The organism is Psychrobacillus sp. OK032 (assembly GCF_900111345.1).
Classification (GTDB): domain Bacteria; phylum Bacillota; class Bacilli; order Bacillales_A; family Planococcaceae; genus Psychrobacillus.
Window position 1 is genome coordinate 75015 of the sequence record NZ_FOGY01000003.1, and the last position, 13958, is coordinate 88972.

Annotated in this window: 11 protein-coding genes; 8 read left to right on the plus strand and 3 right to left on the minus strand. The window is 37.9% G+C overall.

What is annotated here, in order from left to right; all coding sequences use genetic code 11:
* The first annotated feature begins 152 nt into the window (after positions 1-152).
* The 3 genes from BMZ04_RS07310 to BMZ04_RS07320 all read left to right on the plus strand — a co-directional run bounded on the left by BMZ04_RS07310 (position 153) and on the right by BMZ04_RS07320 (position 4738).
* Positions 153-2048, plus strand: coding sequence for a PrkA family serine protein kinase (locus BMZ04_RS07310; protein WP_093267311.1), 1896 nt, complete (start codon positions 153-155; stop codon positions 2046-2048).
* Between the two features lie 109 nt (positions 2049-2157).
* Entirely contained in the window at positions 2158-3321 is a 1164-nt protein-coding gene (yhbH, locus tag BMZ04_RS07315) for a sporulation protein YhbH (protein ID WP_093267314.1), read from the plus strand.
* A 19-nt stretch (positions 3322-3340) separates the two neighbouring features.
* On the plus strand, positions 3341-4738 hold the full coding sequence (locus BMZ04_RS07320; RefSeq protein ID WP_093267317.1) for a SpoVR family protein: 1398 nt from the start codon (positions 3341-3343) through the stop codon (positions 4736-4738).
* 742 nt (positions 4739-5480) lie between these two features.
* Here the strand turns inward: BMZ04_RS07320 and BMZ04_RS07325 are convergent.
* The gene (locus BMZ04_RS07325; RefSeq protein WP_093267320.1) at positions 5481-5855 is read right to left on the minus strand and encodes a winged helix-turn-helix transcriptional regulator; all 375 of its coding nucleotides are present in this window, start codon (positions 5853-5855) and stop codon (positions 5481-5483) included.
* 186 nt (positions 5856-6041) lie between these two features.
* On the opposite strand from BMZ04_RS07325, the gene BMZ04_RS07330 reads away from it, so the two are divergent.
* The 3 genes from BMZ04_RS07330 to fabF all read left to right on the plus strand — a co-directional run bounded on the left by BMZ04_RS07330 (position 6042) and on the right by fabF (position 10245).
* Entirely contained in the window at positions 6042-7247 is a 1206-nt protein-coding gene (locus BMZ04_RS07330; RefSeq protein WP_093267323.1) for an MFS transporter, read from the plus strand.
* A 3-nt stretch (positions 7248-7250) separates the two neighbouring features.
* Positions 7251-8090 (plus strand): aldo/keto reductase, encoded by an 840-nt coding sequence (locus tag BMZ04_RS07335; protein ID WP_093267326.1) that lies wholly within the window; start codon positions 7251-7253, stop codon positions 8088-8090.
* Positions 8091-9009: 919 nt separating this feature from the next.
* Positions 9010-10245 (plus strand): beta-ketoacyl-ACP synthase II, encoded by a 1236-nt coding sequence (fabF, locus tag BMZ04_RS07340; RefSeq protein ID WP_093267329.1) that lies wholly within the window; start codon positions 9010-9012, stop codon positions 10243-10245.
* A 283-nt stretch (positions 10246-10528) separates the two neighbouring features.
* On the opposite strand, the gene BMZ04_RS07345 is transcribed toward fabF, so the two are convergent.
* Positions 10529-11410, minus strand: a complete 882-nt coding sequence (locus BMZ04_RS07345) for an SDR family oxidoreductase (RefSeq protein WP_093267332.1) — start codon at positions 11408-11410, stop codon at positions 10529-10531.
* Between the two features lie 130 nt (positions 11411-11540).
* On the opposite strand from BMZ04_RS07345, the gene BMZ04_RS07350 reads away from it, so the two are divergent.
* Both BMZ04_RS07350 and BMZ04_RS07355 read left to right on the plus strand, forming a co-directional pair.
* Complete coding sequence (locus BMZ04_RS07350; RefSeq protein WP_093267335.1) at positions 11541-12254, plus strand: gamma-glutamyl-gamma-aminobutyrate hydrolase family protein; 714 nt, start codon at positions 11541-11543, stop codon at positions 12252-12254.
* Between the two features lie 46 nt (positions 12255-12300).
* Positions 12301-12486 carry a hypothetical protein gene (locus BMZ04_RS07355; protein ID WP_093267338.1) on the plus strand — a complete coding sequence of 62 codons (186 nt, stop codon included), beginning with the start codon at positions 12301-12303 and terminating at the stop codon, positions 12484-12486.
* Between the two features lie 99 nt (positions 12487-12585).
* Here the strand turns inward: BMZ04_RS07355 and BMZ04_RS07360 are convergent, their stop codons facing one another.
* Positions 12586-13851, minus strand: a complete 1266-nt coding sequence (locus BMZ04_RS07360; protein ID WP_093267341.1) for an Nramp family divalent metal transporter — start codon at positions 13849-13851, stop codon at positions 12586-12588.
* Between the last annotated feature and the right edge of the window lie 107 nt (positions 13852-13958).

Below are 13958 nucleotides of genomic sequence, written 5' to 3' on the forward strand. Positions count from 1 at the left end.
AAAGGGATTAGTTCAACTTTTCACTCGGGCCAAGGAACGTTGAACTAGCCTGAATAGCTTATACAAAATGAGCTATTTCTAAAAGTATTATGTATCATAAACTTTATTTTTTCATACTATGTATAAAATAGAGCCCTGAATGGAGGGAAAAGATGGATATTTTAAGTAAGGTGAAGAGCTACCGCGAAGAAGAAAATCAATTGAAGTGGGAAGGCACCTTCGAGGAATTTTTAGATATGGTGAAAGAAAGACCAGAAATTGCCCAAACTGCTCATTCACGCGTTTATAGCATGATTAAAAGCTCAGGTTTAACAGAAAGAGAAGGGCAAAGAATGTATCATTTTTTTGGTAAAGAAATCTTTGGGCTTGAAACGGCGCTTGAACGACTTGTTGAAGAATATTTTCATCCTGCTGCCAAGAGACTAGATGTTCGTAAGCGAATTCTGTTACTTATGGGACCTGTTAGTGGAGGGAAATCTTCCATTGTGACATTGTTAAAACGTGGACTTGAACAATATTCAAGAACAGATGAAGGCGCTGTCTATGCGATTAAAGGTTGCCCGATGCATGAAGATCCCCTGCATTTAATTCCACAACATTTACGCGGGGATTTTGCAGAAGAATTTGGAATCCGGATTGAAGGTAGCCTATCTCCACTCAATACAATGCGACTAGAGAAGGAATACGGTGGACGTATCGAAAAAGTATTAGTTGAACGAATCTTTTTCTCAGAAGATAAGCGAGTTGGAATCGGAACTTTTACACCTTCTGATCCAAAATCACAAGATATTGCAGATTTGACTGGAAGTATTGATTTCTCGACGATTGCTGAATTTGGCTCGGAATCAGATCCAAGAGCGTATCGTTTTGATGGGGAATTGAATAAAGCAAACCGCGGTATCATGGAATTTCAAGAAATGCTAAAACTGGATGAAAAGTTTCTGTGGCATTTATTATCTTTGACGCAAGAAGGTAATTTCAAAGCAGGAAGATTCGCATTAATAAGTGCGGATGAGTTAATCGTAGCACATACAAATGAGACGGAGTACCGTTCATTTATTTCCAATAAAAAGAATGAGGCACTGCACTCTAGAATTATCGTGATGCCAATTCCATATAACTTGAAAGTTAGCCAGGAAGAACGAATTTATGAAAAAATGATTAAAGAAAGTGATATGACCCACGTCCATATTGCACCACATGCATTAAGAGCAGCAGCCATTTTCTCGATTTTAACAAGATTGGAAGTTCCTAAAAAGCAAGGCGTCGATATCGTCAAGAAGATGCGACTGTATGACGGAGAAAGTGTAGAAGGATTTAACGAAATCGATCTAGAGGAACTAAAGAAAGAATCATTAAACGAAGGTATGAACGGGATCGATCCTCGTTACGTGATCAATCGAATTTCTTCGGCCATCATTCGTAAAGAAATCCCGTCCATCAATGCATTAGATGTATTGCGTGCATTAAAAGAAGGTCTAGATCAGCATGCCTCTATTTCACAAGAAGACCGAGAAAAATACATGAACTACATTGCAGTTGCTCGAAAAGAGTACGATGAAATCGCGAAAAAAGAAGTGCAAAAAGCATTTGTCTATTCGTATGAAGAGTCAGCTATTACATTAATGAATAATTATCTCGACAACGTAGAAGCATTTTGTAATAAAAACAAAATGAGAGATCCGTTAACGGGAGAAGAAATGAACCCAGATGAAAAGCTAATGCGTTCAATAGAAGAGCAAATTGGTATTTCTGAAAATGCGAAAAAAGCATTTAGGGAAGAAATTTTAATCCGACTTTCTGCTTACGCACGAAAAGGAAAACGATTTGAATACAACTCCCATGAGCGTTTACGTGAAGCAATTCAAAAGAAACTGTTTGCCGATTTAAAAGATGTCGTAAAAATTACTACATCTTCTCAAACTCCGGATGAAACGCATCTGAAGAAAGTAAATGAAGTCATCGCAAGACTTGTGGATGAACATGGGTATAATACTACATCAGCAAATGAATTACTACGTTACGTTGGTAGTCTGTTAAATAGATAAATCTTAAAAAACAAGACTGATGGAAGCTATTAGTCTTGTTTTTTTATACACATTGGCAATAACTTTGGCACTCTGGCATAAGATAAAAAATAGGTAGGTGTTGATGAGAGTGAGTGAAAAAGAAGAAAAACAATTTATTATCTCCCAGGAAAACTGGTCTCTCCATCGAAAAGGGTTCCAAGATCAGCAAAGACACATGGATAAAGTAAAAGACGCTATTAGAGATAATTTGCCAGATTTAATAAGTGAAGAAAGTATTATTATGTCAAATGGACGAGATGTAATTAAAATACCCATCCGATCTTTGGACGAATATAAAATTCGTTACAACTATGACAAAACAAAGCATGTTGGTCAAGGGGACGGGGACAGCAAAGTAGGGGATGTAATTGCCAAAGGATCGGGTGAAGGGGAAGACGGTCAAGGGAAAGGAAAACAAGCTGGAGATCAAGCAGGAAAAGATTATTATGAAGCAGAGGTGACGATTGAAGAATTAGAAAGTGCTCTATTTAAAGAGATGGAGCTGCCTAATTTACAACAAAAAGAACAAATGGATATCGTCACTGACAAAGTGGAATTTAATGATATTCGGAAAAAAGGACTCATGGGGAATATCGATAAGAAACGGACGATCATTACCGCTATTAAACGGAATGCGATGAAAGGAAAAGCGGAAATCTCACCAATTCACAATGATGATTTGCGTTTCAAAACTTGGGATGAAGTGGTTAAACCGGAATCCAAGGCAGTGGTACTTGCGATGATGGATACGAGTGGTTCTATGGGGACTTTTGAAAAATACTGTGCTAGAAGTTTCTTTTTCTGGATGGCAAGATTTTTACGCACGAAATATGAAACAGTAGAGATTGAGTTTATTGCTCATCATACGGAAGCGAAAGTAGTGCCAGAAGAAGCATTCTTCTCCAAAGGGGAAAGTGGAGGAACTATTTGTTCATCTGCGTATCTAAAAGCATTAGAGCTTGTAAACGAAAAGTATAATCCTGCTCGTTTTAACATTTACCCGGTTCATTTTTCCGATGGTGAAAATATGACAAGTGATAACGAAAAATGCCTTAAACTGGTCAATGAATTAATGGATATTTCTAGCATGTTCGGCTACGGTGAAGTAAATGCACATAGTAGGTACTCAACGCTTATGAATACGTATAAAAAAATCGAAAATCCAAAATTCCGTCATTATGTCCTAAAGGAAAATCGTGATGTTTATCAAGCGCTTAAGAGTTTATTTCGTAAATACGAAGCGTCAGTTTGAACCGGAAGGGGGTCATTAAGTGGACACAAAGCTTCACCATGCAATCGCGGAAATAACAGAAATAGCATCCGGTTTTGGACTAGATTATTTTCCGATGCGATATGAAATTTGCCCAGCCGATATTATTTATACGTTCGGCGCATATGGAATGCCGACTCGTTTTACGCATTGGAGTTTTGGAAAGCAATTTCACAAAATGAAAATACAATATGACTTTGGATTGAGCCAAATATACGAGCTCGTTATTAACTCAAATCCTTGTTACGCATTTTTACTCGACACAAATAGCCTTATCCAAAACAAGCTAATCATTGCTCATGTACTTGCACATTGCGATTTCTTTAAAAACAATGTTCGTTTTTCCAATACAAGAAGAGATATGGTAGAAAGCATGACCGCAACAGCGGAACGTATAGCTGATTATGAAATGACATATGGCAAAGAAGAAGTAGAAACCTTTTTAGATGCCATACTGGCGATTCAAGAACATATCGACCCTTCCATCATCCGACCTAAACTGCCTGATTATAACTTGGATGAGGAAGAGGAAGAGATTGTTAGAAAAACGCCTTATGATGATTTATGGAATATGGATCAAAAGACGAATGCTAAGCATCTAACTATTCCAAAAAGAAAAAAGTTCCCTCCAAATCCCGAAAAGGATTTACTGCTATTCATACAAGAATTTAGCCGTGAATTAGAAGACTGGCAACGAGATATTTTAACAATGATGCGGGAAGAAATGCTTTACTTTTGGCCACAACTGGAGACAAAAATTATGAACGAAGGTTGGGCATCCTATTGGCATCAACGGATTTTAAGAGAAATGGATCTAACGACAGATGAGACAATCGAGTTTGCAAAACTAAATGCAAATGTTGTCCAGCCTTCTCCAACGAGTATTAATCCATACTATTTAGGATTAAAAATCTTTGAAGATATTGAAAATAGGTATAATAACCCGACAGAAGAAATGAAACGTTTAGGGATAAAGCCTAACTCTGGAAGAGATAAAATATTTGAGGTTAGAGAAATTGAATCAGACATTTCGTTTATCCGAAACTATTTAACAAAAGAACTGGTAAAGCAAGAAGATCTTTATTTATTTGAAAAAAAGAAAGGGAATTATGAAATTACCGATAAAGACTATGAAAATGTCAGAGATCAATTAGTTTCGATGCGAACCAATGGAAGTTTTCCATATATTGTAGTGGAAGATGGTGACTACGGTAGAAATGGGGAGCTATATTTAAAGCATGGATATGAAGGAACGGAACTCGATCCTCATTATTTAGAAAATGTACTTCCTTATATTTATCAACTATGGGGAAGAAATGTGTATATGGAAACAGTAGTGGATGATAAGTCAACTGTCTACGTATACGATGGAAAAAAAGTATCCCGAAAAGCTGTCTAACTGAATATGTATAAAAGACGAGATTCCAATTTATTGGGATTTCGTTTTTTTTTTACATATTGTTGATGCGTCATAAAAAGTACTGTTAAGTATCGGCTATGATTTCCGCTTCAGGCGGACGCTTTCCGCGGGGTGAGCGATGAGCCATCGCCGTAGTTAACGCATCCGTTGTGATTGCTCATCTGTCTCACCAGAGGAACGAAGGCTAAGTGCGCCACATCGTGTGGCAACGCCTTCGTGACCAACATCCTGTTGGCCTCCGCTGGAGTCGCCGCCTTCCGCTTCAATCAATAGGAATCTCTTGCTAATTTGGTCTCTGCAGTTATCAAAGATTTAATTTTATCAGGTCCACTACGCAATATTTTTAGGAAATGCCGAATCAAAAATAAGTAGAGCATTTACTAGGATAAAGTTCGTTTCATTGGATCATTTATTGGAATAGAATAACAACTCGTATTCATCGTCGTCTCACGCCGTCGCGAAATCCAATAAATGGCTAAGCGAGACATAATATAATGTGAACGCGACAAACACCCTTTCGAACACGACAAAGACCATCCCGAAAGCGACAAACACTCTCTCGAACACGACAAAATTCTCAGAGTAAAGCCTACACTTGTTGAGATGGTATTTTCTAATTAGCTTTTATATATAACGCATAAATGGACACTGACGACAGAGTGATTTTTAGTTCGCTTCTTTCTCGGTACATTTGATTTTCTAAGGCACTTGTACCAAATCACTAGCTTTTTAACTTGTCGTTTAAAATACTATCCTCTAAGACAGAAAACTTATCCCCATATACTTTCGTTATATGGACTTCTCCCCATGCGCATAACGCATCCAATATGCTTCCTAAACTTAAACCATACTCACTCAATTCGTATTCTACTTTTGGTGGTACTTGGTTGTAGGAAATTCGGTTAATAACCCCATCAGCTTCTAATTCTCTTAACTGCTGAGTCAGCATTTTTTGTGTAATATCAGGCATGAGACGCTTCAATTCACTTGTGCGTTTTTTTCCATGAGTTAAATGACATAGAATGACACATTTCCACTTGCCACCGATTACTTCTAATGTTGCTTCAACCGAAATATTATATTTCTTTTTTGTCATTTTTCTTCTCCTTTTCTATAGGAACTAAAAAGTACCTATATAACTTTTAGGTTCCTATATAACTTAAAAGTGCGTACTTTTCTTTTGAATCCTAATAACTCATAATAACATTTGCTGGTAGATTTACACGATTTTTTTTTAGAAAAATAACAGCGCACACAGCACTAAAAGAAAGGAAGAGAAAAAATGACGCTAGATAAAAAGCGAAGTATGTTTGCACTACTTGCATTAGCTGTAAGTGCATTTGCAATTGGAACGACAGAGTTTGTTAGCGTGGGACTTTTACCGTTAATTTCTCGCGATTTAGATATATCGCTTACGACAGCAGGTCTTACGGTTTCTCTATATGCATTGGGAGTGATGGTTGGGGCACCTGTTTTAACATCGCTTACGTCCAAAATGCCACGTAAAACATTATTGTTATGGATAATGGTCGTTTTTATAGTAGGAAACGGCATTGCTGCTAGTGCAACAAGTGTGACAGTTTTACTAGTTGCTCGTGTGATATCTGCATTTTCACATGGAGTATTCATGTCGATTGGATCTACGATTGCTGCAGACTTAGTTCCTGAAAATCGCAGAGCAAGCGCAATTTCCATTATGTTTACGGGACTAACTGTTGCTACAATTACAGGCGTTCCTTTTGGTACATTTATAGGTCAGCAGTTTGGTTGGCGATTCGCTTTTGTGGCAATTGTTTTAATTGGAATTATTGGATTTATCGCTAATTGTATACTTGTGCCATCGGATTTAAGAAAAGGAAATCCAACCACAATTCGGGACCAAGTGAAACTGGTGACGAATAGTCGGATACTATTAGTCTTAAGTATTACAGCACTTGGTTACGGCGGAACATTTGTCGTATTCACTTACTTATCCCCATTACTGCAGTCGATAACTGGATTTAAGCAAGGTTCAATTGCTATCATTTTACTTGCTTATGGAGTTGCGATAGCAATCGGCAATATGTTAGGTGGAAAGCTATCGAATAAAAATCCAATTGGTTCACTGTTCTATATGTTTATCGCACAAGCAATTGTGTTATTTATTTTAGCATTTACAGCACCATTTAAAGTTGCTGGATTCATAACAATTATTCTCATGGGCTTGTTTGCATTTATGAACGTCCCTGGTCTTCAAGTTTATGTAGTCATGTTAGCGGAGCGTTTTGTTCCAAATGCAGTAGATGTTGCATCTGCCATGAACATCGCAGCATTTAATGCTGGAATTGCAATTGGTGCCTATTTGGGTGGAATGGTGGCACAATCGATTGGGCTTATTCATACTACTTGGATTGGGGCAGTAATGGTTATGCTTGCGGTACTATTAGCGGGAATCAGTAGAATGTTGGAAAGAAAAGATAAGCAAAAACTAAACTTGGAGGAAAGATAAATAATGAAAAATTTACAATCTACAACAACATTAAATAATAATGTAGAAATGCCTTTGTTAGGGTTGGGTGTATTTCAAGTGGAAGAGGGACAAGAACTTATAGATGCTGTAAAAACGGCGATATTACATGGTTATCGAAGTATAGATACAGCAGCTATTTACGCCAATGAAGTTGGGGTAGGGCAAGGTATACGTGAAGCCATAGAAACAACAGGCATTGCGAGGGAGGATCTTTTTATTACTTCAAAAGTTTGGAATTCAGATCTAGGATATGAATCAACAATCGCCGCTTATGAAGAAAGCCTAAGCAAATTAGGATTAGATTATTTAGATTTATATCTCATTCATTGGCCGGTCGCAGGTAAATACAAAGAGGCATGGCGGGCATTAGAAACGCTGTATAAAGAAGGGCGAGTGAAAGCAATAGGTGTAAGTAATTTCCAAACGCATCACCTAGAAGATTTAATGAAAGATGCGGAAATTAAACCAATGATAAATCAAGTGGAGTCTCATCCACGTTTAACTCAAAAAGAGCTTAAGAGATTTTGTAAGGAACATAATATTCAAGTAGAAGCTTGGGCTCCGCTTATGCAAGGACAATTGCTCGACAATGAAGCACTTCAAGAAATTGCAAACAAATATGGAAAATTCATAGCTCAAATCATTTTACGATGGCATTTACAAAGTGGTGTTATCACAATTCCGAAATCGACGAAAGCGCATCGAATTGTAGAAAACGCAGACGTGTTTGATTTCGAGTTAACAAAAGAAGATGTGGAGCATATCGATAGTTTGAATGAGAATCACCGAGTAGGTCCAGACCCAGATAGCTTTGATTTTTAAATAAGACGAACTTTAGTTGATTAAACATATGATCCATTGCAATTATTGTAATGGATCATATGTTTATGTTTGTTTATTAAGCGCAATATAGGAATACGCGTAACAATTAGTTTACACTAGGATTTCCGCTGCAGGGCGGACGCTTTCCGCGGGGTGAGCGATGAGCCATCGCCGACGCTACGCGTACGCTTGCGATGTCTCATCTGTCTCACTCATCCCGCAGGAGTCGTCGCCCTACCGCTCCAATCAATGAGAATTTCTTGCTAATTTAGCGTCTGCAGTTATCAGAGGTTTAAATTAATCAGGTCAACTTCACAATATTTATTAATCCAAATTAGAAAACGCTGTCTCCAAATAAATGAAGTATTTACTAGAATAAAGTTTGTTTCATTCAACCATTTATTGGAGTAACATCTCTTATCTATCTTCGTATCACTACAATTAAACTTGTTATTATAAGAAATGGGTGCATTCACCAGCAATTTGGTTGCTCTCATGCTGATTTGTTTGCTTTCCGAATAGAATTGATTGTTTTCAATGACCGGCTTGTTGATCTAATCCATTTTCTGGATTAACACATTTGAAAATTTATTTAATATTTGTTTTAACGAGTCGTTACTGATAAATAAGCAATTTCCTCTGGTTGAAGCGGAAGGCGGCGACTCCTGCGGGAATAGCATGAGCTGAAAGCCCCGCAGGAGCGTAGCGACGAGGAGATTGAAGCCATGCCCGCGGAAAGCGTCCGCCTGAAGCGGAAATCCTAGCGGTAACTTATTGTTGCACTATTTATATTTTATGCAAACACTATGTTTTTAAGGGTAGTTTTTTATTAATTCTAGAAATTATGTGATAAGATTTTTAGAAGAAGCTAGCCTTCAAGTAAAATGGATCGGTAAAAAAGATGACAAGGAGGATATACATGAAACGTCGAGTGGTTGTAACAGGATATGGAGTCGTTTCTCCGTTAGGAAATGATGTAGATACATTGTGGAAAAATATTAAAGAAGGTAAATCTGGCATCAAAAAAATTGAATCAGATGATTTTAAAGAAATTAATACACAAATAGCTGGCATTATTAATGATTTCCCAGCGGAAGAATATTTAGATAAGAAAGAGCTAGGAAAATACGATTTGTATACTCAATACGCTTATGCAGCAACAAAACAAGCACTGGATCGTTCGCAACTAGACTTGGATTCGGTAAATAAAGAACGTATAGGTGTTTATATCGGTTCGGGAATTGGGGGTATTAACACAACCCTTGAAAATCATAAATTACTGCTAGATAAAGGACCAAGAAGAGTATCGCCGTTTATGGTACCGATGATGATTAGTAATATGGCAACTGGTATTATTGCGATTAAATACGGTTTTAAAGGTCCGAGTTTCTCACCAGTTTCTGCTTGTGCAACGGCAAATCATGCAATTGGTGAAGCCTATTTAAATATATTACATGGTTATTCGGATGCAATCGTTGCAGGGGGAGCAGAGGCATCTATAAATCCGTTATCTTTTGCTGCATTTTCCAGAATGCGAGCGATGTCTACTTTAAATGATGCTCCTGAAAAAGCTAGTCGTCCTTTTGATAAAAATCGCGATGGATTTGTTATGTCCGAAGGGTCAGGCATCTTAGTACTGGAAGAGTATGAACATGCTAAAAAACGTGGGGCGACCATTTTAGGTGAAATTGTAGGATACGGTTCAACAACTGATGCATTCCATATTACATCACCTGATTTCGATGGCGCAGCAAGAGCTATGAAGTTAGCTATAGAAATGGCGCAAATTGCTCCTACGCAAATTGATTATATTAATGCACATGGGACTAGTACTCCTGAAGGTGATAAATCAGAAACAAATGCTATTAAAGCTGTGTTTGGAGATCATGCGTATAATTTGAAAGTGAGTTCAACCAAATCAATGACTGGCCATTTATTTGGTGCGGCGGGTGGAATTGAGGCAATTATTACACTTAAAAGTCTATTGGAAAACATTGCACCAGCTACTATCAATTACGAAACACCCGACGAAGAATGTGACTTGAATTATGTTCCAAACGAAGCCGTGGAAACAGAAATAAACTATGCTCTTTCAAATGGTTTTGGTTTCGGTGGACATAACGCTGTACTTGCTTTCAAAAAAATAGTTGAGTAGACGCGACAATAATAGAAAAAAGAAGCTTTTTGCCAGCGCAAAAAGCTTCTTTTTTCAAAAGATAAGAAAGTCCATACTTTTTTACACAGCATCGATCCAGCTCCGGCGCCTTGCTCCTGCGCAAGCTCGTCGCAAACAAAATCACTTGTGGTGGCTGGAAAGCTGCCTCCTGGGCCCGCACGATGTGGGTCATGTCTGCTTTGCCACAGGATGTGGCGCGCACTTTGCAGACCTACACCAACCCATTTGCCTGTCGGGGCATACATAGGCGCTTGCGCTATTCTTATGATCCGACAAAGTTCCCACCATCGACATGAATAGTTTGTCCTGACATATAACTGGAATCAGCGGAAGCTAAAAGTACGTAGGCAGGTGCTAGTTCTGCTGGTTGACCTCGTCTTCCTATTGGTGTATCTGCACCATGTTGCTCCACTTGCTTCTTGTCGAAAGTAGCAGGAATGAGCGGAGTCCAGATTGGACCAGGTGCCACAGCATTTACGCGTATTCCTTTCTCTATTAAATGTAGTGCGAGGGAACGAGTAAACGAAGTAATGGCTCCTTTTGTTGCGGAATAATCTATAAGCTCTGGTGATCCATTGTAAGCCGTTATGGAAGAAGTATTTACAATCGTGTCTCCCTTTGACATATGAGGAAGTGCTGCTTGTGTCAGATAAAACATCGAATAGATATTTGTTGAAAACGTTTCTTGTAACTGATCTGGTGTAATTTTCAAAAAGTCATTAGTAGGAAATTGCTTTCCGGCATTATTTACTAATATATTTAGTTGCCCAAAATGTTGAATTACTTCATCCACCGTATTTTGACAATTTTCATCATCGCTTAAATCTGTTTTAATTTTAATGGCTTTAACCCCGTATTCTTCTATTGCTTGAATTGTTTTTTCGGCGTCTTTTTGCTCATTTTCATCCAAATATACAATGGCAACATTCGCCCCTTCTTTGGCAAATGCTACAGAAACGGCTCTTCCAATTCCGCTGTCACCGCCTGTAATAAGTGCAACTTTACCTTTCAGTTTTCCAGAGCCTTTATAACTTTTATCATCATAAATTGGTTGGGGAGTCATCTCAGTCTCCGTGCCAGGTTGTTGGTTTTGTGTTTGTCCAGAAACCTCATTATCAATTTTGGTATATTTATCTGTTGTCATATAAATCCTCCTTTTAAGTGGTTGATTTTATTATTCCCTACTAGGAAAAAAACAAACTTACGAAAGTTTTCTTATAACAGATAAGGGTATATTAAATCAAGTATACATAAAATGAAGGACGGAGACTTATATGAAACCAATAATTGGAATAACAGCTGAAGTGAAAGAAGATGGCAACTATTTCATGCCTCCTGTATATGGAAAAGCAATTATACAAGCTGGAGGAATTCCGGTATTAATTCCAGTTATACCGGAAAAAGATATAGATGAACTAGCGAAACAAATAGATGGGCTTTTTGTGACAGGAGGGGAAGATATCGACCCATCTTATTACAATTCGGAACCACATATCCATCTAGGCAGAATCACACCGAAGTTAGATCAGCTGGAGTTCACTCTTATACAAAAAATGCTCGAATTGGATAAACCATATATAGGTGTTTGTAGAGGACTACATATGTTAAATGTGGTTACTGGAGGAACACTTTATCAATCTATCCACTCTCAGCGCAAAGAACCGGTAATGCAACATTTACAAATAGCGATTCGTACGCATAGATCTCACCCGGTAAAAGTAGATAAAGAAAGTCGGTTGTATGAATTACTGCAAGAAGATGAGTTTAAAGTGAACTCATTCCACCATCAAGCTTTGAATGCAGTAGGGGAAAACCTTCGAGTGGTTGCAAGAGCAACTGATGGAATCATCGAATGTGTGGAAAGTACGAAACATAATTTTGTTTTTGGCTTCCAGTGGCACCCAGAGGAATTTGCAGTAGACGGTGACGACGCCTCGAAACGTGTATTCGAAGCATACATACAAGCTGCTTTAAAACAAAAGGGATAAAACTTCTGTATATGCACAAATTATTTGTTATGGAGGTGAAGAATTCATGACAAAAGGTAATGGTAAAAATCCGAGAAAATCTTTAGATCGTGAAGAATATGGCTTTGGATATGATGTAAGCCCAGATGATTTAGACGTAAGAGGTCAAAATAAAGAAGCAAAGACAAACAATGATAACGAAAACAAAGGCAAACCTACCAATAAAAACAGCCCTTCTAGATTAAATATTTAAGAAAACAAACGGTGAAGGAGCGATGCTTCTCACCGTTACTATGTAGAATGCCCGTATTCAAAACAATTAGCCATTGTTCTGTATACGGGCACTTTAAAATTAATTGAAAAGTTTAATAAGTTCCTGAATACCAAGGAAACCAAACATAATTAGACAAGAGATTAGTACAGCATTAGGAACCCACTTGTTTCTAAACTCTTTTACAACTCTCTTAGAATTCAATAGGAAAAGTAAAGAAGCAGCTAAAAACGGCATAAATAAGGAACCTAACGCTCCGTAAAGAATAATAAGTTCAACTGGTTTACCAAAATAAAATAAAATCATCGGTGGAAATGTAAGCCAGCATAAGTAAAAACGGTAGGCAGGATCTTTGGTAGATACTTCTTTGTTAACAGCTTCTTTCTTTTTACGTACCGTTTTAACAAAGTCAGCAAAAAGATAAGGAACACCATTCCAAACACCAATAAGTGATGAATAGGCAGCAGACCAGAAAGCAACTAAGAACATCCATTTCATCGGAGTACCAAACTCCGTCCCTAGCATATGCGCTAACTTTATTAATCCTTCATCATCTCGAATACTAACACCTGAACCAGCTAAAAATTGGGCTCCAATAATTAGTCCGGCAAATGTAAACAATCCAGTGAGCAGATAAGCGATTTTTGCATCTGTTCGCATTGCAGAAATCCACTGTTTTCCACTCCAACCTTTTTCTTTTAACCAATAACCGTAGGAAGCCATGGTAATAGTTCCTCCAACACCACCTACTAATCCAAGCATGAGAAAGAAGGAGCCTTGAGGTACGCGCGGTACTAAACCATATGAAAATTCACCGAAACTTGGTAAGAACAAAGCAGCAGTACCAATAATTGTTACAAACATAACGCCTATTAAAACAGTCATTACTCTTTCAAATAATAGATAACGGCCAAACCAGATTAAGATAAATCCAACAACACCATGAAGTATAGCCCATGCCCAAACCGGCATGATTGGGAACATTGCATGCATCGCCATGCCAGATGTGGAGGCGGCTGCAGCTCCATATACAAATCCCCAAATAATTGAATATACTCCGAAATAACCGGTAGCCCACTTACCGAGTTGGTGCCAGCCTTGTAAAATTGTTTGACCGGTTGCTAAGTAAAACCTTCCCACCCCTTCATTTAGAAAATACTTTAGAACTGATCCAACGATAATTGCCCAAACGAACGTCATTCCAAATTGTGTCCCAATTACGAGCGAAGTGACTAAATCCGCTGTTCCTGCACCAGTTGCTGCAACAACGATTCCCGGACCTATACTTTTTAGTTTTTCACCAAATGTTTGTGGTGGAATTAATTGTTGATTAATTTCCAATGTCATATTATATCCCCTTTGTTCTATGTAAGTACAATGATTGTAAACCCTTACATTATTATTTTGAATTTGTACACCCATCCCTTGTTGTACGTATAGTGTACAACAGTACG

Excerpts from the sequence above, each read along its gene's own strand:
- BMZ04_RS07355 (WP_093267338.1), top strand. The coding sequence starts at position 12,301 with ATGACAAAAGGTAATGGTAAAAATCCGAGAAAATCTTTAGATCGTGAA.
- BMZ04_RS07350 (WP_093267335.1), top strand. The coding sequence starts at position 11,541 with ATGAAACCAATAATTGGAATAACAGCTGAAGTGAAAGAAGATGGCAAC.
- BMZ04_RS07345 (WP_093267332.1), bottom strand. The coding sequence starts at position 11,410 with ATGACAACAGATAAATATACCAAAATTGATAATGAGGTTTCTGGACAA.
- BMZ04_RS07330 (WP_093267323.1), top strand. The coding sequence starts at position 6,042 with ATGACGCTAGATAAAAAGCGAAGTATGTTTGCACTACTTGCATTAGCT.
- BMZ04_RS07335 (WP_093267326.1), top strand. The coding sequence starts at position 7,251 with ATGAAAAATTTACAATCTACAACAACATTAAATAATAATGTAGAAATG.
- BMZ04_RS07325 (WP_093267320.1), bottom strand. The coding sequence starts at position 5,855 with ATGACAAAAAAGAAATATAATATTTCGGTTGAAGCAACATTAGAAGTA.
- fabF (WP_093267329.1), top strand. The coding sequence starts at position 9,010 with ATGAAACGTCGAGTGGTTGTAACAGGATATGGAGTCGTTTCTCCGTTA.
- BMZ04_RS07360 (WP_093267341.1), bottom strand. The coding sequence starts at position 13,851 with ATGACATTGGAAATTAATCAACAATTAATTCCACCACAAACATTTGGT.
- BMZ04_RS07310 (WP_093267311.1), top strand. The coding sequence starts at position 153 with ATGGATATTTTAAGTAAGGTGAAGAGCTACCGCGAAGAAGAAAATCAA.